The organism is Flavobacterium sp. RSB2_4_14, assembly GCF_051547085.1.
Classification (GTDB): Bacteria; Bacteroidota; Bacteroidia; order Flavobacteriales; family Flavobacteriaceae; genus Flavobacterium.
Genome location: NZ_JBPTTL010000001.1, coordinates 1,222,903 through 1,246,114 on the forward strand (window position 1 = coordinate 1,222,903; position 23,212 = coordinate 1,246,114).

Sequence of the window (23,212 nt, forward strand, 5' to 3'; positions counted from 1 at the left end):
TAATTTGAGAACAATTAAATACTTTTTTACGCTCCTTTTTTTTACGCTTAGTAGTATTGCTTTTGCACAAACCCAAACCGCCAAAGTTGCTGGTATTGTTTTAGATGAAAATAATATTCCAGTCGAAAACGTCAACGTGAGCTATCAAACAAAAACGGCAACAACAAATGCTGATGGATTTTATGAATTAACGGTTCCTGCTAATCAACGGATAGTGTTGGTTTTTACTCATGTTTCTTTAAAAAGTATTACAGCTACTATACAACTCAAACCAGGAGAAAATTTTGAATTCAATGTGGTAATGAATGACAAAGCGGAACAGTTGAACGACGTTGTTATAACCAATAACAAAAAAAGAGTGCAAGGAATTACCACTATTCAACCCGAAGTAATTCGAAAAAATCCTAGTGCCAATGCTGGAATTGAGAGTGTTTTAAAGACTTTTGCTGGCGTAAATTCTAATAGTGAATTGAGTACACAATATGCTGTTCGTGGTGGAAATTATGATGAAAATTTAGTTTATGTTAATGAAATTGAAGTCTATCGTCCGTTTTTAATTCGTTCTGGACAACAAGAAGGATTGAGTTTTACCAATACAGATATGGTACAAAATGTTGACTTTTCTGCTGGTGGATTTCAAGCTAAATATGGAGATAAATTATCATCGGTTTTGGATATTACCTATCGCAAACCAACCAAATTTGGACTTGCTGCAGAAGCCAGTTTTCTTGGAGGAAGTATCACTGCAGATATGATTTCTAAAAACAAAAAATGGTCAAATATTACAGGTGTTCGTTATCGTGACAACTCGCTTTTAGTTAACAGTCAGGAAACTCAAACTAATTACAGACCGACATTTGCTGATGTTCAAACCATTGTGAATTTTAACCCAAATGAAAAATGGCAGTTTAGTTTTTTAGGGAATGCTGCTCAAAATATATATAATTATCAACCGTTAACAAGACAAACCAATTTTGGTACTATTGATGAGCCAATTGCATTGCAAGTTTTTTATGAAGGTCAGGAAAATGATCAATATCAAACCCTTTTTGGTGCTTTTAAAACCTCATTTGTAGCAAACGAAAATAACACATATAAACTTATTGCTTCTGTTTATCACACTCAGGAACAAGAGTATTTTGATATTTTTGCCGCTTATTTTTTGGGAGAAGTTGATACTAACATTGGTTCAGAAAATTTAGGGAATGTGGTTTTCAATCGTGGTATTGGAACACAATTAAATCATGCACGAAATGATTTGGATGCTTTAATTATTAATGCCGAAGTTAAAGGAACACATTTTATCAACAACAAAAAACACCAAATCGACTGGGGTTTTAAATATACTCGCGAAAATATCAGAGACAGATTAGTGGAGTGGGAAGTAATCGATTCGGCTGGGTTTTCTATAAATCCTCCTATTATAGATTTTCCTAATGACCAACCTTATACGCCTTACACTGGACCTTTGGCTCCATACCAAAATGTCAGAGCTACCAACTTTGTTGACATCAATAGATTTTCAGGTTTTGCACAATGGAATACCAAAACTTCTCTTGGCAATAGTCAATTTTGGGTAACAGCTGGTGCTCGTTTTCATAATTGGATAGTTTCTGGAGAAGGAATTTCTGGTGGCAAAGCACAAACGGTTTTTAGTCCGAGAGCACAATTCGCGTTAAAACCCGATTGGGATAAAGACATGTTGTTTAGATTGTCTCTTGGTTTTTATCATCAACCGCCTTTTTATCGTGAATTGAGAGATATGGATGGCGTTGTAAATCCAAATGTAAAAGCACAACAGTCTGTGCATTTTGTATTGAGTAACGATTATAATTTTAAAATGAATAATCGTCCGTTCAAATTGGTTTCAGAAGCCTATTATAAAAACATGTCCGATGTCAATACTTATACCTTAGAAAACGTTAGAATTCGATACCGAGCCAATAATGAAGCGGTAGCTTATGCCTATGGATTTGATATGAGATTGAATGGTGAATTCGTTCCTGGAACCGAATCATGGTTGAGTTTTGGTTATATGAAAACCGAAGAGAACCAAAATGACAGAGGATATATTGCTCGTCCTACAGATCAAAGATTAAAATTTGGAATTTTGTTTCAAGACTACATGCCCAATTTGCCTAATATGAAATTGTATTTGAATTTGGTATACAACACCGGTTTGCCTGGCGGTTCACCATCCTATGCTGATGCTTATGAATATCAAAATCGTTTGCGAGATTATCGTCGTGCTGATGTTGGGTTTTCGTATGTGTTTACCGAAAAAAATAACGAAAGACCCGATGGCCATTGGTTAAAAAAATTCCAAGATTTGTCACTTGGTTTTGAAATTTTCAATTTGTTTAACAACCAAAATGCGATTACCAATACTTGGGTTCGTGATGTTTATACTAAAAATCAGTATGCCATTCCAAATTATATGACTACACGTGTTTTCAATATTAAATTCTCTGCCAAATTGTAGAAATTATTCACTATTTTTGATTGTCTAATAATCAGTTTCAAAATGAAAAACTACTTTCTTTATATTTCTCTCGCATTCCTTTTTGTTTTTTCAAGTTGTAAAAAAGAAGAAACACCAAAACCAAAAGTGATATATGAAGATACATCAAAAGCAAAACGAGATGTTACTGTTGATGCAACCCAACTAGAAATTGCCGATTTACCAATACACATGGAAGGAACAAATTATTTGATACATCCAATAGGTGAAGTGTCTAATAATAAAAAAAGCATCAAATATTCGTATGATTCAGAAGCTGGATTTACAATTTCAAATTATGGAGAGTTTCAAATTACAGGTAATTTAAGAAACTTGAAATTTCAAGAATTAGGTAAGGACACGATATATGCTTTGACAGAAAAGCCCATTTTTATTGAAACAGCAACCTATTTAAAAGCTTTTTCTGAAAAATCAAAACAACAATTGTTGGTCTACACACTCTCTGATTTAGACACTAATAAAGATAACAAATTAGATTCTGATGATATAAAGTCAATTTGTATTAGTGAAATTTCAGGAAAGAAACTCACTAAGCTATCAACTGATTTTCAGGAGTTAATTGATTGGAAAATAATAGAAGAGAAAAATAAATTATTTTTCAGAACTATTGAAGACACTAATAAAAACGGTGTATTTGACAAAGAAGACGGATTGCATTACTACTTTGTAAATTTATTGGATAAAGATTGGAAAGTTCAAGAATACAAACCTATTTAATCAAACGACTGCATCGAAACTAATTTAGAATAAGTTCCGTTTTTCACCAAAAGTTCCTCATGAGTTCCTTGTTCAACAATTTCTCCTTTTTGCATCACCACAATTACATCTGCTTTTTGTATAGTTGAAAGACGATGCGCAATGACAACTGAAGTTCTGTTTTGCATCATGTTTTCCAATGCTTGTTGCACTAACCTTTCACTTTCTGTGTCTAAAGCTGATGTTGCTTCGTCCAAAATCATAATGGGTGGATTTTTCAAAACGGCACGAGCAATAGATAGACGTTGTTTTTGTCCACCTGAAAGTTTGTTACCACTATCGCCAACATTAGCATAGATGCCTTCGGGTAAATCTTTTACAAATTCATAGGCATTTGCAATTTTCAAAGCAGCAATAATCTCATCATCTGTGGCGTCTAATTTCCCTAAGGAAATATTAGCTTTTATCGTATCGTTAAATAAAATAGAGTCTTGAGTTACTAATCCCATTAAACCACGTAAGGATTGCAAATCCATGTCTTTGATATCCGTTCCATCAATAGAGATTTTACCTTCGTTTACATCATAAAAACGGGTTAGCAAGTTAGCAATGGTACTTTTACCACTTCCAGATTGTCCAACCAAAGCAACGGTTTTTCCTTTCGGAACGTAGAGTGAAAAGTTTTTAAGCACGTTTTCATCCTCGTATCTGAAGTTGATATTTTCTAAAGAAATGCCGCTTTCAAAAGTGGTTTTATGAATAGCATTTTCTTTGCTTTCTATTGGATTTTCTTGTTCTAAAATTTCTAATATTCTTTCGGCTGCTGCTTCCCCTTTTTTAACCCCGTAACTTGCTTTAGAAATGGCTTTTGCTGGTGTTAAAATATTGTAAGCCAATCCCATGTAGCCAATAAATTTTGCGCCCGAAAGTGTTGCATCTACTAAAACCATTGTTCCGCCATATACTAAGAGAACTGCAATGATTAATATTCCTAAAAATTCACTCAATGGCGAAGAAAGATTTTGTCGGTTTAATATTTTGTTGTTTAAATGAAAAAATCTGTCGGTTGAGTTGGTGAATTTTCCTTTAAATACATTCTCACTATTAAAACCTTTTATTACTTTTAGTCCACTTAGTGTTTCTTCAATAATAGAAAGAAAATAACCTTGTTCAATAGCTGCTCTGTCTGATTTTTTCTTTAGCGATTTACCTACTTTTGAAATAATAAACCCTGAAATTGGGATGAAAATAAAAACAAACAATGTCAGTTTTACACTGATAAAAAACATGGCACCAATAGTAAATAGTATGGTTAAAGGTTCTCGAACAATTAACTCTAAAACTGATAGAAAAGAGTGTTGAATTTCTAAAACATCAGAAGTCATTCTTGAAATGACATCACCTTTTCTTTTTTCTGAAAAATAAGAAATCGGTAGTTCTACCGTTTTTTTGTACATGGCATTTCTAATGTCTCTCAATACACCATTTCTCAAGAAAGTAATAAAGTACATGGCCCAATAATTGCATAGATTTTTCAATAAGAATAAGGTGATTATTATTGAAATCATTATAAGTAAAGTATATTGAGCTCCTTTTGTTTCGTTGTAATAGGTTATAAAATAACCCATATAATCCTCAACGTATTTTCCAAAATGTTCTATACCATTTAATACAGGCTTAGTAGTTATTTTATTGTCTTCTTTAAAAAGTACAGACAGCATAGGAATTAATGCTACAAAGGAAACAGCACTAAATAATGCATAAAAGACATTAAAAAAAATGTTCAAATAAACATACTTTTTATAGGGACGAATAAAAGGAAATATTTTTTTTATACTATTCATTAGTTCAACTGCATTTCAGAAATTATGTTTTTTATTTTTTCGTTCAAGAAAGCTTCTGCTGCTGGAATTTCATTGATACTTTCTATGGCGGTATTGACACTAAAGTAAAATTTGATCTTTGGTTCTGTTCCACTTGGACGTGCACAAATTTTGGAACCATCTTCTAAATAGTAAATCAAAACATCCGATTTAGGAATGTGTAACGTTTCAGTTTCGTTAGTCAATAAATTTTTTGCGGTGGAATTTTGATAATCTTCAACCATAATTACGCGTTGTCCGTTTATTTCGGCAACAGGTTTTTCGCGCATGTCAACCATCATTTGCTTGATTTCATTGGCGCCTTCAATTCCTTTTTTAGTGATAGAAATTAAATGCTCTTTAAAGAAACCAAAATCCACAAACATTTGTTGTAATTCTTTATAAACCGAACTTCCTTTTTCTTTGGCTTGAGCAGCAATTTCACACATTAATAAAATGGCACCAACAGCATCCTTATCACGAACCGCATCGCCAACCATGTAACCAAAACTTTCTTCTCCACCACCAATAAATGTAAGTTCAGGAAAATCTTTAATAAATTTCGCAATCCATTTAAATCCAGTTAGACCAACTTTACATTCTACGTTATATGCAGAAGCTAATTCAAGCATCATTGGCGTGGAAACTATAGTCGACCCGATAAATTGATTGCCATCAATCTTGCCTTCTTTTTTCCATTGTTCTAATAAATAATGGGTCATAACCACCATGGTTTGATTGCCATTTAATAATTGCATTTGCCCTTCATTATTTCTTACTGCAACGCCAAGTCTATCACTATCAGGATCAGTTCCAAAAACAATTTCGGCATTTGTCTTTTCTGCTAAAGCTAAGGCCATTGTCAGTGCCTCAGGTTCTTCAGGATTTGGAGATTTTACGGTTGGGAAATCACCATTGGGTACAGCTTGTTCAGGAACAATATTGACATCAGTATAACCAGCTTTTGCCAAAACATCTGGAACTAATTTTATAGAAGTACCATGTAATGAAGTATACACAATTTTTAAATTTTCTTTGGCTTTGGCCGAAGTATTAAAACTTGCATTTTCTATAGTCGAATTTATAAACGCTTTATCAATGGCTACGTCAATATATTCTATTAAACTTTCAGTAGCATTAAATTTTATTTCGCTGTATTTTAAGTCTTCAATTACTTGAATGATTCCCTCATCTTGTGGCGGAACCAATTGTCCTCCATCTTGCCAATATACTTTGTAGCCGTTATATTCTGGTGGATTGTGTGACGCTGTCAAAACAATACCGGCGTGACAATTAAGATGTTTTAATGCAAATGAAAGTTCTGGTGTTGGACGCATTTCCGAAAATAAGTAAACGTGTATACCATTTGCCGAAAATACATCAGCAACTATTTTCGCCAATGTATCACTGTTATGTCGACAATCATAAGCAATCACCACTTTCAATTGTTCGTTTGGAAAGGATTTTTTTAAATAATCGGATAATCCTTGAGTGTTTTTACCCAAAGTATATTTGTTGATACGATTGGTTCCAACACCCATTATTCCTCTCATTCCACCAGTTCCAAATTCCAAGTTTTTATAGAAACTCTCTTCTAAATTCTTTGGTGAAGTAGTCATCATTTCTGTAATTTGGTCTTGTGTTTCTTTGTCAAATGAAGGTGTTAACCATTCGTTTACTTTATCTAAAATATGTTTTTCGATGTGCATGTTGTTATTTTTTGTAACCAATTTTATTTCTTTCAATAATTACTTCGTTATTCTCTTTTTCAACTAAATAATTTAAGACATTATATATTTCTGGAAATTGTCCTTCAATTTCATTTATTCTTTTTTGCAATTCAGTATAATTTAAAGCAAATTGTCTGATTGTCACAAAAGTTCTCATTATTGAAATGTTAATCTCTATTGCTTTTTCACTATTCAAAACACTCGACAGCATTGCTATTCCCTGTTCTGTGAATGCAAATGGAAATGCACCTCCAAAATAACTTTTTGATGGTATCACAGATTGTGATACCAGTTGATTTAACTCAACATCATTTAGAATAAACATAAAATCTTCAGGAAATCTATTGATATTTCTTCGAATGGCTTGTTTTAAAACCCTAGTTTCTAAATTATATAACAAAGCCAAATCAAAATCAAGCATGACTTTAAATCCTCGAATTTCATGAATTTTATTTTGAATAACTTCTAATTCCATATTTTAAAATGTTTGAGGACGCAAATTGTGACCTCAAGAAAATCATAAATTCACCTCACTTGAAATTTTATAACGCTCTTCATTATTTTTTGTACGAAGAATTATTTCACCCAAAAATCCTGCTAAAAATAGTTGGGAACCAATAATCATAGCAGTTAAGGCAATGTAAAAAAGAGGATTTTCAGTGACTAAAACAGTTTTATATCCAGAATAGAGTCTAATGAGTTTAATAGAAATTATAAAACCAGTAGAAAGGAATCCAATGATGAACATCAAAACGCCACCAGCACCAAAAAGGTGCATAGGTCTTTTACCATAACGTGATAAAAACCAAATAGTAATTAAGTCTAAAAATCCATTAATGAAACGACTCATGCCAAATTTAGATTCACCATATTTTCTGGCTTGATGTTTAACTACCTTTTCACCAATTTTTGAAAATCCTGCATTCTTAGCTAAAACAGGAATGTAACGGTGCATTTCTCCCGAAACCTCAATGTTTTTAATTACCGTATTTTTATACCCTTTTAAACCACAATTAAAGTCGTTGAGATATACGCCAGAAGTTTTTCTTGCTGCCCAATTGAATAATTTGGAAGGTAAATTTTTAAATACTACCGAATCATACCGTTTCTTTTTCCATCCTGAAACCAAATCATAATTTTGGTTCATTACCATATTGTATAAATCTGGGATTTCCTCTGGACTGTCTTGCAAGTCAGCATCCATAGTGATTACAACATCGCCTTGAGCCTTGGCAAATCCGGCATGCAGCGCTTGAGATTTCCCAAAATTCCTCATAAAACGTATCCCTTTTACATTTGGATTTTCTTTCGATAACGTTTCAATTATTGACCAAGAATTATCCGTGCTGCCATCATCGATAAAAATAATTTCATAGGAATAGTTGTGAGTCGTCATTACTTTGACAATCCATTGGTGTAATTCGGGTAAAGATTCCTGCTCGTTAAGAAGCGGAATGATTATGGATAAATTCATTTATAATCCTTCGTTCGATTTTGATTTAAAAATAGCCGCTAAAATTAAGCCGAAAATAGCATGAAAAACTAAACCTAAAGTAAAGCCAAAAAATATGTTGCTCAGGGAATAATTATCAGTTTCAGCTGCCTTTTGCATGGCTTCGTTAACTGCTGATGCTGGAGCGCCAAATTTTTCCATCACCTCAGTAGTGTACTTTATAGTGATTTCTTTAATGGTTTCTTTGGCTTGTGGGTCAATAAAATTGAATAATACATATTCATATATTTTAGCTATAAAAGAACCAATTAAGGCAGCAATGAAATATACAGTGAAGGCATCTTTGAAAACTAGAATTCCGTTCAATTGCTTTTTAGTTTTTGAAACTAAAACAACACCAATAATGATTGGTATAACAATCGCAACGCCACCAATCCACCAACTAGTAAATAAATTTAAATCAATAGCATAAATAGCCGTTGTGATAAGAACTGAAAATAATCCTAAGATAATTCCAAAAGTAATTCCGTTTTTCTTAATAATTTCATTCATAGTTTTTAGGTTTTAAATTTTAACAAATATAAGTAAATCCTATATTAAGTAGGAAACAATTAAAAAAAGTTACACATCGCTTTGATTTTTATAAAATAGTTGTATTTTTGCACTCTCAAATTAAAAACAAGAGAAATTAAAAGTTGTAGCTAGTTTATACCTTTCGTAGGGAAAGCATCAAAACAAACTACTTCATAACCATAAAAAAGATTTATCATGAAAAAAGGAATTCACCCAGAAAATTACAGATTAGTTGCTTTCAAAGACATGTCAAACGAAGATGTTTTTATTACTAAATCAACAGTTGAAACTAAAGAAACTATCATGCACGAAGGTGTTGAATATCCAGTATTCAAAATGGAGATTTCTAGAAGTTCTCACCCTTTTTACACAGGTAAATCTAAACTTATTGATACTGCAGGACGTATTGATAAATTTAAAACTAAATACGCAAAACACGCTAAATAAGTCCCGAGCCTTCGGGATAAGTGTTCCAATTATAGCAAAACCATTCACGAAAGTGAGTGGTTTTTTTATGCCATAAACTTTTGACCCAAGGCATTGTCAAACGGATTTTTTTTATAAACTTTGAACTCGCAACTTAATAACACGCAACCAAAATGAACTATATACTTTTTGACGGAACAGTTCGCAATGCCTTACTTCCTTTTACTTTCACTCGTCCAGTAGCAGATATTCGTGTTGGAATATTAACTATTCGTGAAAAATGGGAAAAATATTTAGGGTCAACCACAACCACAGTAACAGAAGAATATCTTTCAGATAAATTCCCAATGGTGGAAATGGAAAACAATGTTATGATTAATGCTTCTTTTTTGCCCAATGATATTTTGGTCGAATTGGTCAAAAGTTTAGAAAAAAATCAAGCCATTTTTCAAGGGGAAGAAGTGATTGCTTTTTATACTAATGAAACTCAGGAAGAAGTTGATTTTGATTTGTATGAAGTAATTGAGTTTAATGAAGAATGCATAAAAATTCAACATACTTGGGATATTTTTGCCAAAAATGAAGCTGCTCTTCGTGAAGATTTTGAATTAATCACCGAAGATAGAAAATCACAACCCATACCAAAAAGTGTCAATGTAATGGCACCTGAAAATATTTTTATTGAAGAAGGAGCAAAGCTTGAATTTGTTACGCTGAATGCATCAACTGGACCAATCTACATTGGTAAAAATGCCGAAATTATGGAAGGTTCTGTAATTCGTGGACCATTTGCTTTGTGTGAATCAGGAAGAGTGAAATTGGCAACCAAAGTCTATGGTGCAACCACTGTTGGTCCACATTCCGTTATTGGTGGTGAAGTTAGTAATTCGGTTCTTTTTGGGTATTCCAACAAAGGGCACGATGGATTTTTAGGAAATGCTGTGCTTGGAGAATGGTGTAATATTGGCGCAGATAGTAATAATTCTAATTTAAAGAATAACTATGAAGAAGTGCGATTGTGGAGTTATGAAACCGAAGGTTTTGCCCGAACAGGCTTGCAGTTTTGCGGCTTAATGATGGGAGATCATAGCAAGTGTGGAATAAATACCATGTTCAATACTGGAACTGTAGTTGGAGTTTCTGCGAATATTTTTGGAGCAGGATTTCCAAGAAATTTTGTACCTAGTTTTTCTTGGGGTGGAAGTTCTGGTTTTACAACCTATTTGACTTCAAAGGCATTTCAAACTGCTAAGATTGTAATGGCAAGACGTAATGTAGAATTTTCAGAAGAAGATGCTAAGATTTTGGAACACGTTTTTGAAGAAACTAAAAAGTTTAGAAAAGAATAAACTTCATTTAATTTTTATAAAACCATTAAGAGCAGTAAGAGAATTAAGCAAAATCTCAATCTAACTTAATGTTCTTAATGGTTTTATATTTTAATTTTTTGCTTAAATTTGCCCACTCAATTTTTTGACAACGATTTCATTAATTGAGCTTTACTATGGAAATAAAAAAGAAAGTAGCATTCTATACTTTAGGATGTAAATTGAATTTCTCCGAAACTTCTACTATAGCGAGAAATTTTCAGGACGAAGGTTTTGATAGAGTAGATTTTGAAGAAGTGGCCGATATTTATGTTATCAATACCTGTTCGGTTACCGAAAATGCCGATAAACAATTCAAGCAAGTAGTTAAAAAAGCCATGAAGCTCAACGACAAAGCATTTGTTGCTGCTGTTGGTTGTTATGCGCAATTAAAACCTGAGGAATTAGCAGCAGTTGATGGTGTTGATTTAGTTCTTGGTGCTACTGAAAAATTTAAAATTACAGATTACATCAATGATTTGTCCAAAAATGATATGGGCGAAGTGCATTCATGTGAAATTGAAGAAGCCGATTTTTATGTTGGTAGCTATTCGATTGGCGATAGAACGCGTGCTTTCTTGAAAGTTCAAGATGGTTGCGATTATAAATGTACTTATTGCACTATTCCTTTGGCACGTGGAATTTCGAGAAGCGATGCTTTGGAAAATGTATTAAAAAATGCATTCGAAATTTCGCAACAAGGAATAAAAGAAATTGTTCTTACAGGTGTCAATATCGGAGATTATGGCAAAGGAGAATTTGGTAATAAAAAACACGAACATACATTTCTAGATTTAGTAAAAGCGTTGGACGAAGTAGAAGGCATTGAACGACTACGGATTTCGTCTATCGAACCTAATTTATTAAAAAACGAAACCATAGAATTTGTCTCAAAAAGCAGAACTTTTGTGCCACATTTTCACATTCCATTGCAAAGTGGTAGCAATGAGATTTTAGGTAAAATGAAACGCCGTTACCAGCGAGAAGTTTACTCTGAAAGAGTTGCTAAAATTAGAGAAGTCATGCCACATGCTTGTATCGGTGTTGATGTTATAGTTGGATTTCCTGGTGAAACTGATGAGCATTTTTTGGAAACCTATCATTTCTTAAACGAAATGGATATTTCCTATTTGCATGTTTTTACTTATTCTGAACGCGATAATACCGAAGCGGCAATTATGGATGGTGTTGTCCCAATGAATATTCGTTCAAAAAGAAGTAAAATGTTACGCGGATTATCCGTTAAAAAACGACGTGCTTTTTATGAAAGTCAGATTGGAACCAACAGAACCATTCTTTTTGAAAGCGAAAATAAAGAAGGTTACATTCACGGATTTACAGAGAATTACGTAAAAGTAAAAACACCTTGGAATCCGGATTTAGTGAATACTTTACACGAAATCAATTTGACCAGAATTGATGAAGACGGAAGCGTTAGAATGGAGTTTTTGAATATAGAAGTGTAATTCTAAACTGTGACAATATGGTGAAATCTGTGTTTAATATTTATAATGAAAATTAATTTTAGTAATTCTAAAGACAGTTTCACCATATTGTTCTATAAACTCAAATTTATTTCGTCCGGGTTGTTTGAAATCAATTAGTTTTTCGGCTGCAATTTCAAAATAGTTGCCATTTCCTTCAAACATAAATTTTCCGCCATTGTTGCGATATGCAGAACGAATAAGTTTAAATTCTGATAAATTCCAAGTGGTTAATGCTGCGTTTACATCATCCATTTTAGAAAATAATCCTGAAGTAATTTCTGTTTTGCTACCATAATATTTGTCTATGGTTTCAAAAAAGGCAATGATATTGTCGTTTAGTTCTTCGGAATTCATTTTATAAAAATAGATAAAAAAAGCCCAAATTCTATTTGAATAATTAGAATTTGGGATATTATTATTTAGTGTGTTTTGAAACTAGATTTTTATTCCTGGTGGTAATAAATCTCTGTAGGTTGTATTTTTTCTAAAGAAAAGTGCAATTTTAGGTAAAATAGGAACAACCTTTAATTTCCTTTCATAGGCAATTTCCATAATGTTTTTCAATAAATCATTGATAAAACCTTCATCTTCAAAACCATCAAATGTGTTAATTCTAGTTAGGAATATTTTTTTTTCTTGAAATGAATATTCAACTGAAATTAATTTTCCATCAACCAAAGTCTCAAATTGACGGGCAAAAGTGTTATCTTTAATTTCCATTTTTTCTGAAATTAATGCATCGTTCATAATCAAGTAAATTAAAAGGATTAATTTCATGCAAAAATACGAATAATTAACTGATTTTGAGTAAAAAAATGACTAAAATTCATGTGTATTTTATGCCCGGCATGGCTGCAAGTTCCAGTATATTCGAAAGGATACAACTTCCAAATGCTATTTTTGAAGTTCACTATTTAGAATGGTTTATTCCAAACCAAGGAGAAAGTTTGCAATCTTATGCTGAACGAATGGCCAAAAATGTGTTACACGAAAATGCAGTTTTAATTGGAGTCTCTTTTGGTGGAATTTTGGTTCAGGAAATGAAACAATTTTTAAACCCTATGAAAGTGATTATTATTTCAAGTGTAAAATCAAGCACAGAATTGCCAAGGAGAATGAAAATTGCTAAAACTACCAAAGCGTATAAACTGATTCCCACTAAATTGTTTGAAAATATAGAACTCTTGGTGAAATTCACCTTTGGTTCCTCAATTATTAAGCAGAGGTTAGCTTTGTATGAAAAATTCCTTTCGGTTAGAGATAAACGATATTTAGATTGGGCCATTGAAGAAATTATTAACTGGGAAAGAATAGCAATAGACCCAGAAATTATTCATATTCATGGCGATTTGGATGAAGTTTTCCCTTCAAAATACATCAAAAATTTCATTTCAGTAAAAGGTGGTACTCATATTATGATTTTGAGTAAATACCGATGGTTGAATGATAATCTTCCTAAAATAATTCAAGAATAAATGCAATTCAGGCTTGATTTTTGTAGCTTTACAAAAAGAAATAATATTTTATGCAAAAGAGTAAAACCCCCATTTCAATCCTAATTGTTATTATAATTTCTGGATTTTTAATTTTTGCCATCTCTGGTGATAATAAAGATAAATTATTACGCGAAGGAACTGCTTTTTATTTTCCTTCGGCGGTTGATTTTGCAGGAGAAAGCGCTCCACTAAAAATTACTGACGTAAAAGAAAGATTGGACAGAGAGTTATTAATCAACACTAATTTACATTCAACCACAACCTTAATTTTAAAACGCGCCAATAGGGTTTTCCCTATCATTGAACCAATACTTCAAAAATATAATGTGCCAGATGATTTTAAATATTTGGCCGTTATTGAAAGTGGTTTGACCAATGCTGTTTCCTCTGCTGGAGCAAGAGGAGTTTGGCAATTTATGCCGGATACTGCCAAAGAAAAAGGAATGGAAGTCAATGAAATTGTTGACGAACGCTACCATTTAGAGAAATCAACCGAAGCGGCTTGTAAATATTTGTTGGCTGCCAAAGAAAAATTTGGTTCATGGACACTTGCAGCTGCATCATACAATGGAGGAATGAGTGGCATTTCAAAAAGGATTGAAGAACAAAAAGTCACTAATTATTACGATTTGGGTTTAACAGAAGAAACGTCTCGTTATGTATTCAGAATTTTGGCCTTGAAAGAAATCATGAAACAACCAGCCAAATATGGGTTTAGTGTTTTTTCAAGTGATTTATATCCATCAATTCCAACAAAAAAAATTGAAGTTGATAGCACTATCAATGATTTAACAAGTTTTGCTATCTCGCAAGGTATTAATTATAAAATTCTGAAAATTCATAATCCTTGGTTGCGTGACAAAAAGTTACTAAATCCAACGAAGAAAAAATACGAAATCGAAATTCCAACAGAAGGTTATTAGAAAGTTTCGAGTTTCGGGTTTCGAGTTTAAAATAGTATTCATAAAAAAAAAGTTCGCAATTTTTGCGAACTTTTTTCTATTCAAAGAAACTCGTAACTTGAAATCCGAAACTGCAATTAAATCTTCTTCATTTGCTCTTTCATCATTTTTATTTGATCTTTTAACATGCCTTGTTTGTCTAGCTTTTTAGCTTCGTTCAAAAGATTGGTTGCTTCTAACTTTCTTCTTCTTGACATGGCAACTCCAGCCAAATTTAATTTGGCAACAGCCAAATCCATGTCCATGTTTAATCCCAGTTCGATGGCTTTTTTGAAATATTTTTCGGCTTGTGTCAAATTGGTTTGCGAAAGCATTAATCCGTGCAAGTAGTTGTAATATCCTTGTTGTTTTCTAACCAAAGCAGTTTCTGGATTTTTTATTTTACCCAACCAAACTTTTGCACCAGCAAAATCTTGTTTTCTAAGTTTTAGAAAAGCCATAAGAATGTATTCATTTTTATAATAAAGAAAAACAGGAATAGCTGTTAGTAATACTAAAAAAATTCCATTACCAATATTTCCTTCTGTAAATTGCCAAACGCTTGTAAATAGTAATAAAGCTGCAATTATTAATTTAATAAATCTGTGAAACATAATTATATTTTTTTTGTGATTGCAAAGGTAATAAAAGGATTTGAAAATATTTTTATAAAACTACTTGCCAGAAAAAAAAAGGTTTGTATATTTGCACTCGGTTTAAAAAGAGCCGTATTACAAAGAAATTAATACACGATTTTAAAGATACAAAGCAATGAGCAAAAGAACGTTTCAACCATCGAAAAGAAAAAGAAGAAATAAGCACGGATTTATGGACAGAATGGCTTCTGCAAATGGAAGAAAAGTCCTTGCGCGTCGTAGAGCTAAAGGAAGACATAAATTGACAGTTTCTTGTGAACCAAGACACAAAAAATAATGGTTAAGTAATTAATCAATATAAAGCCGTTACTTTTATTAGTAGCGGCTTTTTTTTAAATCTGTTTATAATTTTTGATAAGTTTCAAACGTCAATTTTCCCTTTTCAAATCAAACAGATTACATTTGAACAAGAAACATACAACTACAAAATAACTACAATGCCAAAAGACAACTCAATAAAATCAGTTTTAATAATAGGTTCAGGTCCAATCGTAATTGGGCAAGCCTGCGAATTTGATTATGCAGGTTCACAATCTGCGCGTTCCATTCGCGAAGAAGGAATTGAAGTCATCTTGATTAATTCAAATCCGGCAACGATTATGACTGATCCTTCTATGGCGGATCATGTTTACTTATTGCCATTGACCACTAAATCTATTATCAAAATCTTAAAAGAACATCCTCAAATTGATGCTGTTTTGCCAACAATGGGTGGACAAACAGCTTTGAACCTATGTTTAGAAGCGGATGAAAAAGGAATTTGGGAAGATTTTGGAGTAAAATTAATTGGGGTTGATGTAAATGCCATCAATATCACCGAAGACAGAGAACAGTTCAAACAATTACTTAAAAAAATAGGAGTTCCATCTGCACCAGCTGAAATATGTACCTCATTTTTACGTGGTAAAGAAATTGCTCAAGAATTTGGATTTCCTTTAGTAATTCGACCTTCCTTTACTTTGGGTGGAACAGGAGCAGCAATTGTTTATAAAAAAGAGGATTTTGCAGAAAAGCTTACTTATGGACTAGAAATGTCGCCCATTCATGAAGTCTTAATTGACAAAGCTTTGATGGGTTGGAAAGAATACGAATTAGAATTACTTCGTGATAAAAATGACAACGTAGTTATCATTTGTTCCATCGAAAATATGGATCCAATGGGAATTCATACAGGTGATTCAATTACAGTAGCACCAGCAATGACTTTGTCGGATACTACTTTTCAAAAAATGCGAGATTATGCCATTTTAATGATGCGTTCCATTGGTAATTTTGCTGGAGGTTGTAACGTGCAATTTGCTGTTTCACCTGATGAAAAAGAAGATATTGTGGCCATAGAAATTAATCCACGTGTTTCTCGTTCCTCAGCTTTAGCATCAAAAGCAACGGGTTATCCAATTGCGAAAGTAGCTTCAAAGCTGGCTTTAGGATACAATCTCGATGAATTGCCAAATCAAATTACCAAATTAACTTCAGCTTTATTTGAACCAACATTGGATTATGTAATCGTAAAAATTCCACGTTGGAATTTTGACAAATTTGAAGGTGCTGATAGAACCTTAGGATTGCAAATGAAATCGGTTGGAGAAGTGATGGGAATTGGTCGTTCGTTTCAAGAAGCGCTTCATAAAGCCACACAATCATTGGAAATAAAACGCAACGGACTTGGAGCTGACGGAAAAGGATATAAAAATTACGAACAAATTATCGAAAAATTAACCAATGCAAGTTGGGATCGCGTTTTTGTAATTTACGATGCCATTGCTATGGGAATTCCGTTGAGTAGAATTCACGAAATCACAAAAATTGACATGTGGTTTTTGAAACAATACGAAGAATTATACCTGTTAGAAAGAGAAATTTCCAATTATAAAATTGACACACTACCAAAAGAATTGGTTCTTGAAGCCAAACAAAAAGGATATGGTGACCGACAAATAGCACACATGTTAGGATGTTTAGAAAGTCAAGTGTACAAGCTTCGGGAAGAAATGAATATTAAGCGTGTTTATAAATTGGTAGATACTTGTGCCGCCGAATTTAAAGCGCTAACACCTTATTATTATTCCACTTTTGAAGCCGAAATCCAAACTCCTGACGGAAAACGCTTTGTTCACAATGAAAGCGTAGTTACTGATAAGAAAAAAGTAGTGGTTTTAGGTTCTGGGCCAAATAGAATTGGGCAAGGAATTGAGTTTGATTATTCTTGTGTTCACGGTGTTTTGGCAGCCAAAGAATGTGGTTTTGAAACTATCATGATTAATTGTAATCCAGAAACGGTTTCAACTGATTTTGACACTGCAGATAAATTGTATTTCGAACCTGTTTTTTGGGAACATATTTATGATATCATTCGCCACGAAAATCCAGAAGGTGTAATTGTACAATTGGGTGGTCAAACCGCTTTGAAATTAGCTGAAAAAATATCAAAATATGGTATAAAAATTCTTGGAACTTCTTTTGATGCTTTGGATTTAGCTGAAGATAGAGGTCGTTTTTCAGAATTGTTAACCGAACTTAAAATCCCTTTTCCAAAATTCGGAATTGCCGAAAGTGCAGATGAAGCGTCAAAATTAGCTGATACATTAGACTTTCCTTTGTTAGTTCGTCCTTCGTATGTTTTGGGCGGACAAGGCATGAAGATTGTCATCAACAAACAAGAATTAGAAGAACACGTTATTGATTTATTGAAATCGATTCCAGGAAATAAATTGCTGTTAGATCATTATTTGGATGGTGCAATTGAGGCAGAAGCCGATGCGATTTGCGATGGTGAAAATGTGTACATTATAGGAATAATGGAACACATTGAACCCTGTGGAATTCACTCAGGCGACTCAAATGCGACGTTACCACCTTTCAATTTAGGGGAATTTGTTATGCAACAGATCAAAGACCATACTAAGAAAATAGCTTTAGCATTGCGAACCGTTGGTTTAATCAATATTCAATTTGCTATTAAAGACGATATTGTTTACATCATAGAGGCCAATCCTAGAGCTTCGAGAACGGTTCCTTTTATTGCCAAAGCGTATGGCGAACCTTATGTAAATTATGCCACTAAAGTGATGCTAGGTGTAAACAAAGTAACCGATTTTACATTCAATCCTCAGTTAAAAGGTTATGCTATCAAACAACCTGTTTTCTCTTTTAGTAAATTCCAAAATGTGAATAAAGCATTGGGACCAGAAATGAAATCAACTGGTGAAAGTATATTGTTTATTGATGATTTAAAAGACGATCAGTTTTATGAATTGTACAGTAGAAGAAAAATGTATTTGAGTAAATAAACCTTGAGTTTAGATATAAAAAGCCCCATTCGGGGCTTTTTTTGGTATAATTTTATTTTTTATTCCTTCACTTTGCGACTGTTGTGAACTTCGGAACTAATTATTTTCTGTTAAAAATAATATTTCTTGCACAACGTAAATATGAATATAATGCAAAATTCGATATTAGTTGAAACGGCTAATAGCATTAAGCGATTACCTTTTTAAGTATTCTTTTGCCGTCATAATAGGAAGTTTTGAATTTTTAAAGTCTTTTTTATTCCGTGTAATTATAATGTCAATTCCATTTTCTAACGCAGTATGATATTGTATTGCATCTTCAAAATCTTTAAAGTCTGAAACTAAAGCAAGTTCTATTACTTTGTCATCCAATGGCGAAATATTTACCAACACTTTAAACTTAATTAAAGTCTTTCGAGCATCATCAAGTTTTTGATACTTGCTAAGTAAATAATGTGTATTGGCGAAAGTTAAAGCGGAAACATAAAGTTGAACTTTTTTATTATCTGCGAGTGTAAATAATTCTTGAGCTTCTTGAAAAAATTCTTCTCGTTTAGAAAGTAAATCTATGACGATATTTGTGTCAACTAATAATTTCTCCATTATGAATATTTTTCAGAAAGATAATCTTTATAATCTTTTCTGTCATCATAGTTTCCACTTGGAATAACTCCGGTTAAACTTTCTACTAAAGGACTAATTTTGGATTTTTTCTCTGATCTTTTTGTTAGAGAATCAAGATAGTTTTCTATAAGTTTAGAAAGGCTAACACGATTATCTTTCGCATAGTTTTTCGCTTGGTCGATTACACCTTTGTCAAGATTTAATGTGAGTTTAGTATTCATGATAAATTTATTTACGTACAAAAATAATAATTTGTTACGTAAAAGTCTAATTTATTTCTATTTTTTTTGGAGATAGCGGTTGGACGCTTGTCGAATTTGGGGAAATCTACAGGTGAAAGTATATTGTTTATTGATGATTTAAAAGACGACCAGTTTTATGAATTGTATAGTAGAAGAAAAATGTATTTGAGTAAATAATGTTGAGAATTAATAAAAAATGCCCCAAATAGTTTCTAACTTTTAGGGCATTTTCATTTTCTTGGGACTTATTTTATTTTCTTCGCACATAAATATGCTTTATGTTGTTTTTACCGCTTTCGCGTTCATCAATTTCAAAACGATTCATGCTTTTGAGTAAAGCTAACATTTTTGGAAATCCATAATTTCTTGAGTCAAAATCGGGTTTCTTTTTAAGCATTAAGTTGCCTAAATCACCTAGGAAAGCCCAGCCGTTTTCATCTTCTAAATCGGTAATACTGTCTGCAAAAAGTTTGATGATTTTTGGATCAATTTTGCTCAATGGAATATTGGCTTGCGGTTTATTCTTTTGGGAAGATTTTTTATTATTTGGCTCCAGAGAAACTTCAGTATCTTGTTTTTTCAAAATTTCGATATAGATGAATTTATCACAAGCGGTAATAAATGGTGTTAATGTTTTTTTCTCACCAATACCAATAACTTTCATTCCCGCTTCACGAAGTCGAGTGGCTAATCGTGTAAAATCGGAATCACTGGAAACAATACAAAAACCATCAACTTTTCCCGTATAAAGTATGTCCATGGCATCAATTATCAAAGCACTGTCGCTGGCATTTTTTCCTGTAGAATAGCTGTATTGTTGAATAGGAGTGATAGCATTTTCGAGTAAAACATTTTTCCATCCAGAAACGGTTGGTTTTGTCCAATCGGCATATATTCTTTTAAAAGTTGGCGTTCCATATTTGGCGATTTCCTCAAACATTTCTTTTACATTGGCATAAGGAACATTATCAGCATCAATTAATACAGCAAGTTTTAGATCTTTCTTAATTTCCATATTGCGAGTTTATTTAAAATAGGAATAATTAAATAGTTGTTAGTCAAAGGTAAGTATAATTTGCTCAGACTATTTGTCCTCAATCAAATCACTTAAATGTACCCTTAGTGCTTTCACTGAAATACTTATTTCCCAAAACGATATTCCAAGTGAAATCAATAAACTCAATAAGCTTAACCCAAATAGGTAAATGCCAACTAATTGTTGTTCAAAAAACAATAATAACATAGCAAATACGGAGAGAAATAGACTGAGTACACCAAAAAGTTGCATGTAACGGATGAGTGTTAATCGCAAGTTGAGGTTTTTAATTTCTATCAAAATGCTTTTGTTTTGTTTCTCATCATAGTTTTTCTTCAAACCACGAACTATTTGTGCAATGGTCAAAAAACGATTGGTATAAGCTAATAAAATTAATGAAGTAGCAGAGAAAAGTAATGCTGGAGTTTCGATGTTGAGTGTCATTTAGCGTTTGTTTTAGAATTTTACCGTAACGGTTTTTTTCTCACCATTTCTAATAAAGGTTACAGGAACTTCATCACCTGAATTTAATTTTGCCAAACATTCCATGTAGCCATAAACTTCTTTTATTTCGCAAGTTCCTATTTTGATGATTACGTCTCCAGCTTGAATACCCGCTTTTTGAGCTGGTCTGTCATCAGTAACGCCATCAACATGCAAACCATCACCAGTATCAGCATAATCGGGCATAATTCCTAAGCTGACTTTGTATTTTGCTCCTTTTTTTGCGGCATTACTTTTGGTTTTAACAAATTCTACTTTGTCTAAATTTGCAATACTATTACTCACTCTGAAAGCATAATCAACAATATTTTTTGTACCTGTATAATTGATTTTATCTTCATCATCACTTGGTTTATGATAATCAGTGTGTGTTCCTGTAAAGAAAAATAGCACTGGAATATCCTTCAAATAAAATGAAGTGTGATCCGATGGACCAATGCCACTTTCGTCTAATGTGATATTGAAACCTGCAGGTTTATTTTTTTCAACAAGATTTTTAAATTCTGGACTCGTCCCAATACCACCAACGGTCAATTCTTTTTTGTCGTTTAATCGTCCAATCATATCCATATTAATCATGGAAATTACATTTGGATATTTGTTTTTCAAAGTTTCAGCCATGTGTTTTGAGCCAATCAAACCATCTTCTTCACCCGAAAAAAGAGCGAAAATATAATTTACGTTTTCGATGGTTTTATTTTGAGAATACATTTGGGCCAATTCTAAAACTCCTGCTACACCTGACGCATTATCATCAGCACCATTGTGAATTTCTCCAACGGAATTAACTTTAGTGGAATTGTTATGCTCGTTTAAACCTAAATGGTCATAATGAGCACCAATAACTATCGTTTTATTGGCTTTGTTGTCTAGGAATGCAATCACATTTTTTCCTGTATTATTTACACCACTATTGGCAATGGTATCGTGTGGATTCAATTTTACTTTATAGCTAAAATCTTGAATGTAAGTTGCCCCATCATATGGTTTTAAATTCAAGCTTTTGAATTGTTTTACCAAATAATTGGCTGCAACAGTCTCTTCTTTGGAACCTGTCAGTCTTCCTTTTAAATCATCGGAAGCTAAGAATGAAATATTTTTTTTGAGATTGGCAGTTTTTGCCATTTCAGTATCATCAGTATCGATCCAATCTGCGATAAAAACATTGGTTTCGCGTGCTGCACTTTGCTGGCGATTGCTAGAGAAAACCAATTTTTTTCCGTCGGGTGAAAACATTGGAAACGCATTGAATTCACTTTCCCAAGTGATTTGTTCCAAATTTTCTCCGTTACTATCAATCATGTACAATTGAAAATCATAACCACGAGTTGAATGGTGATTAGAAGAAAATATTATTTTTTTATCGGATGGATGAAAAAATGGAGCCCAATTTGCTTTTCCTAAATGTGTAATTTGTTTTAGATTGGTTCCATCAACATTGCAAGTGTAAATTTCCATTTCGGTAGGCGCAACAACATTATCATTTAAAAGCGCTTTGTAATCGGCAATTTCGGCTTCTGTTTTTGGACGCGAAGAACGAAACACTAATTTTTTGCTATCGTGTGAAAAGAAACTTCCGCCATCATAACCTAAACTATTGGTTATTTGTTTCAAATTTGTTCCATCAATATCCATTGTCCAAAGTTCTAAATCACCACTACGAGTGCTTGTAAAAGCAATTTTTTTTCCATCTGGCGAAACCACAGCTTCGGCATCATAACCTCGAGAATTTGTTAATTGTTTTACGATTTTCCCATTTAAATCGGCCATATAAATATCAAATTCAGGATAAACAGCCCAAAGGTATTTTCCATCTTTTGGTTTCGGTGGTGGTGGACATTCATTGGCAAAAGCATGAGTTGATGCATAAATGATGTGCTTTCCGTCAGGCATAAAATAGGAGCAAGTGGTACGGCCTTTTCCAGTTGAAATTAGTTTCAAATTTTCAGATGAATAGGTTTTGCTTTGTAAATCATACAAATAGATTTGATCACAAAGAATTCCTGCTTTTGGATTGGAGACTTGCATTGTAAGCATTTGACTATTCGGACTAAAATAAGCTTCGGCATTATCTCCACCAAAAGTTAGTTTTTGGATATTTTTGAGGTGTTTTTCTTGTGCAAAACTATTTGTAAAAATGGCTGTAAGTAGAAAAGTAAAAATTAAATTTTTGTGTAAGGATTTAATATGCATGTAGTAAGTTTTTTATATTAAATATAATGTGATTTTTATTTAGGTTGTAAAGTTCGTTAATTTTTATTTTAAACGATTAAATTAAAAACAAAAGACCTGCAAATTTTCACTTGCA

The 23,212-nt window shown here is 32.7% G+C and carries 22 protein-coding genes; 9 read left to right on the top strand and 13 right to left on the bottom strand.

Features of this window, described 5'->3' with window-relative positions:
• Nucleotides 1–13 precede the first annotated feature (13 nt).
• Together ACSVH2_RS05540 and ACSVH2_RS05545 are read left to right on the top strand one after the other, a co-directional pair.
• Nucleotides 14–2,482: a TonB-dependent receptor gene (locus ACSVH2_RS05540; RefSeq protein ID WP_438092266.1), complete on the top strand. Its 2,469-nt coding sequence runs from the start codon at nucleotides 14–16 to the stop codon at nucleotides 2,480–2,482.
• Between the two features lie 42 nt (nucleotides 2,483–2,524).
• Nucleotides 2,525–3,238 (top strand): hypothetical protein, encoded by a 714-nt coding sequence (locus tag ACSVH2_RS05545; protein ID WP_438092148.1) that lies wholly within the window; start codon nucleotides 2,525–2,527, stop codon nucleotides 3,236–3,238.
• Here the strand turns inward: ACSVH2_RS05545 and ACSVH2_RS05550 are convergent.
• From ACSVH2_RS05550 to ACSVH2_RS05570, 5 genes are read right to left on the bottom strand one after another with little or no spacing between them, the layout of a single operon-like run.
• Complete coding sequence (locus tag ACSVH2_RS05550) at nucleotides 3,235–5,061, bottom strand: ABC transporter ATP-binding protein (RefSeq protein WP_438092149.1); 1,827 nt, start codon at nucleotides 5,059–5,061, stop codon at nucleotides 3,235–3,237. The genes ACSVH2_RS05545 and ACSVH2_RS05550 overlap by 4 nt on opposite strands.
• The gene (locus ACSVH2_RS05555; RefSeq protein ID WP_438092150.1) at nucleotides 5,061–6,788 is read right to left on the bottom strand and encodes a phospho-sugar mutase; all 1,728 of its coding nucleotides are present in this window, start codon (nucleotides 6,786–6,788) and stop codon (nucleotides 5,061–5,063) included. Before ACSVH2_RS05555 ends, ACSVH2_RS05550 begins: the two co-directional genes overlap by 1 nt.
• Nucleotides 6,789–6,792: 4 nt before the next feature.
• Nucleotides 6,793–7,284, bottom strand: coding sequence for an ORF6N domain-containing protein (locus ACSVH2_RS05560; protein ID WP_438092151.1), 492 nt, complete (start codon nucleotides 7,282–7,284; stop codon nucleotides 6,793–6,795).
• A 42-nt stretch (nucleotides 7,285–7,326) separates the two neighbouring features.
• Nucleotides 7,327–8,283 carry a glycosyltransferase family 2 protein gene (locus tag ACSVH2_RS05565; RefSeq protein WP_438092152.1) on the bottom strand — a complete coding sequence of 319 codons (957 nt, stop codon included), beginning with the start codon at nucleotides 8,281–8,283 and terminating at the stop codon, nucleotides 7,327–7,329.
• Nucleotides 8,284–8,814 (bottom strand): DUF4199 domain-containing protein, encoded by a 531-nt coding sequence (locus tag ACSVH2_RS05570; RefSeq protein WP_438092153.1) that lies wholly within the window; start codon nucleotides 8,812–8,814, stop codon nucleotides 8,284–8,286.
• A gap of 216 nt (nucleotides 8,815–9,030) precedes the next feature.
• Here ACSVH2_RS05570 and ACSVH2_RS05575 point away from each other — a divergent pair, with 216 nt between their 5' ends.
• The 3 genes from ACSVH2_RS05575 to mtaB all read left to right on the top strand — a co-directional run bounded on the left by ACSVH2_RS05575 (nucleotide 9,031) and on the right by mtaB (nucleotide 12,094).
• A complete protein-coding gene (locus tag ACSVH2_RS05575) occupies nucleotides 9,031–9,282 on the top strand; it encodes a type B 50S ribosomal protein L31 (RefSeq protein WP_438092154.1) in 252 nt (83 codons plus the stop codon).
• 152 nt (nucleotides 9,283–9,434) lie between these two features.
• On the top strand, nucleotides 9,435–10,610 hold the full coding sequence (locus ACSVH2_RS05580) for a GlmU family protein (RefSeq protein ID WP_438092155.1): 1,176 nt from the start codon (nucleotides 9,435–9,437) through the stop codon (nucleotides 10,608–10,610).
• A 155-nt stretch (nucleotides 10,611–10,765) separates the two neighbouring features.
• Entirely contained in the window at nucleotides 10,766–12,094 is a 1,329-nt protein-coding gene (gene mtaB, locus ACSVH2_RS05585) for a tRNA (N(6)-L-threonylcarbamoyladenosine(37)-C(2))-methylthiotransferase MtaB (RefSeq protein ID WP_438092156.1), read from the top strand.
• Between the two features lie 33 nt (nucleotides 12,095–12,127).
• On the opposite strand, the gene ACSVH2_RS05590 is transcribed toward mtaB, so the two are convergent.
• Both ACSVH2_RS05590 and ACSVH2_RS05595 read right to left on the bottom strand, forming a co-directional pair.
• The gene (locus tag ACSVH2_RS05590; RefSeq protein ID WP_438092157.1) at nucleotides 12,128–12,469 is read right to left on the bottom strand and encodes a hypothetical protein; all 342 of its coding nucleotides are present in this window, start codon (nucleotides 12,467–12,469) and stop codon (nucleotides 12,128–12,130) included.
• An 81-nt stretch (nucleotides 12,470–12,550) separates the two neighbouring features.
• Nucleotides 12,551–12,862 carry a GNAT family N-acetyltransferase gene (locus ACSVH2_RS05595; RefSeq protein WP_438092158.1) on the bottom strand — a complete coding sequence of 104 codons (312 nt, stop codon included), beginning with the start codon at nucleotides 12,860–12,862 and terminating at the stop codon, nucleotides 12,551–12,553.
• A gap of 68 nt (nucleotides 12,863–12,930) precedes the next feature.
• On the opposite strand from ACSVH2_RS05595, the gene ACSVH2_RS05600 reads away from it, so the two are divergent.
• Together ACSVH2_RS05600 and ACSVH2_RS05605 are read left to right on the top strand one after the other, a co-directional pair.
• Nucleotides 12,931–13,590: an alpha/beta hydrolase gene (locus ACSVH2_RS05600; protein WP_438092159.1), complete on the top strand. Its 660-nt coding sequence runs from the start codon at nucleotides 12,931–12,933 to the stop codon at nucleotides 13,588–13,590.
• A 50-nt stretch (nucleotides 13,591–13,640) separates the two neighbouring features.
• On the top strand, nucleotides 13,641–14,534 hold the full coding sequence (locus ACSVH2_RS05605; RefSeq protein WP_438092160.1) for a lytic transglycosylase domain-containing protein: 894 nt from the start codon (nucleotides 13,641–13,643) through the stop codon (nucleotides 14,532–14,534).
• A 116-nt stretch (nucleotides 14,535–14,650) separates the two neighbouring features.
• Here ACSVH2_RS05605 and ACSVH2_RS05610 read toward each other — a convergent pair whose 3' ends face one another.
• Nucleotides 14,651–15,166, bottom strand: a complete 516-nt coding sequence (locus ACSVH2_RS05610) for a DUF2892 domain-containing protein (protein ID WP_438092161.1) — start codon at nucleotides 15,164–15,166, stop codon at nucleotides 14,651–14,653.
• 157 nt (nucleotides 15,167–15,323) lie between these two features.
• Here ACSVH2_RS05610 and rpmH point away from each other — a divergent pair, with 157 nt between their 5' ends.
• Together rpmH and carB are read left to right on the top strand one after the other, a co-directional pair.
• Nucleotides 15,324–15,485 (top strand): 50S ribosomal protein L34, encoded by a 162-nt coding sequence (gene rpmH, locus ACSVH2_RS05615; protein ID WP_007136275.1) that lies wholly within the window; start codon nucleotides 15,324–15,326, stop codon nucleotides 15,483–15,485.
• A gap of 160 nt (nucleotides 15,486–15,645) precedes the next feature.
• Complete coding sequence (gene carB / locus ACSVH2_RS05620; RefSeq protein ID WP_438092162.1) at nucleotides 15,646–18,498, top strand: carbamoyl-phosphate synthase large subunit; 2,853 nt, start codon at nucleotides 15,646–15,648, stop codon at nucleotides 18,496–18,498.
• A 195-nt stretch (nucleotides 18,499–18,693) separates the two neighbouring features.
• Here the strand turns inward: carB and ACSVH2_RS05625 are convergent, their stop codons facing one another.
• The 5 genes from ACSVH2_RS05625 to ACSVH2_RS05645 form a co-directional block, all read right to left on the bottom strand.
• Nucleotides 18,694–19,101, bottom strand: a complete 408-nt coding sequence (locus tag ACSVH2_RS05625) for a type II toxin-antitoxin system VapC family toxin (RefSeq protein WP_438092163.1) — start codon at nucleotides 19,099–19,101, stop codon at nucleotides 18,694–18,696.
• The gene (locus tag ACSVH2_RS05630) at nucleotides 19,101–19,343 is read right to left on the bottom strand and encodes a DUF6364 family protein (RefSeq protein ID WP_438092164.1); all 243 of its coding nucleotides are present in this window, start codon (nucleotides 19,341–19,343) and stop codon (nucleotides 19,101–19,103) included. The genes ACSVH2_RS05625 and ACSVH2_RS05630 overlap by 1 nt, the downstream gene beginning before the upstream one ends.
• A gap of 271 nt (nucleotides 19,344–19,614) precedes the next feature.
• Nucleotides 19,615–20,379 carry an NYN domain-containing protein gene (locus ACSVH2_RS05635; protein ID WP_438092165.1) on the bottom strand — a complete coding sequence of 255 codons (765 nt, stop codon included), beginning with the start codon at nucleotides 20,377–20,379 and terminating at the stop codon, nucleotides 19,615–19,617.
• 69 nt (nucleotides 20,380–20,448) lie between these two features.
• On the bottom strand, nucleotides 20,449–20,844 hold the full coding sequence (locus tag ACSVH2_RS05640) for a DUF2721 domain-containing protein (RefSeq protein ID WP_438092166.1): 396 nt from the start codon (nucleotides 20,842–20,844) through the stop codon (nucleotides 20,449–20,451).
• A gap of 12 nt (nucleotides 20,845–20,856) precedes the next feature.
• Nucleotides 20,857–23,097: a M20/M25/M40 family metallo-hydrolase gene (locus ACSVH2_RS05645; protein ID WP_438092167.1), complete on the bottom strand. Its 2,241-nt coding sequence runs from the start codon at nucleotides 23,095–23,097 to the stop codon at nucleotides 20,857–20,859.
• Between the last annotated feature and the right edge of the window lie 115 nt (nucleotides 23,098–23,212).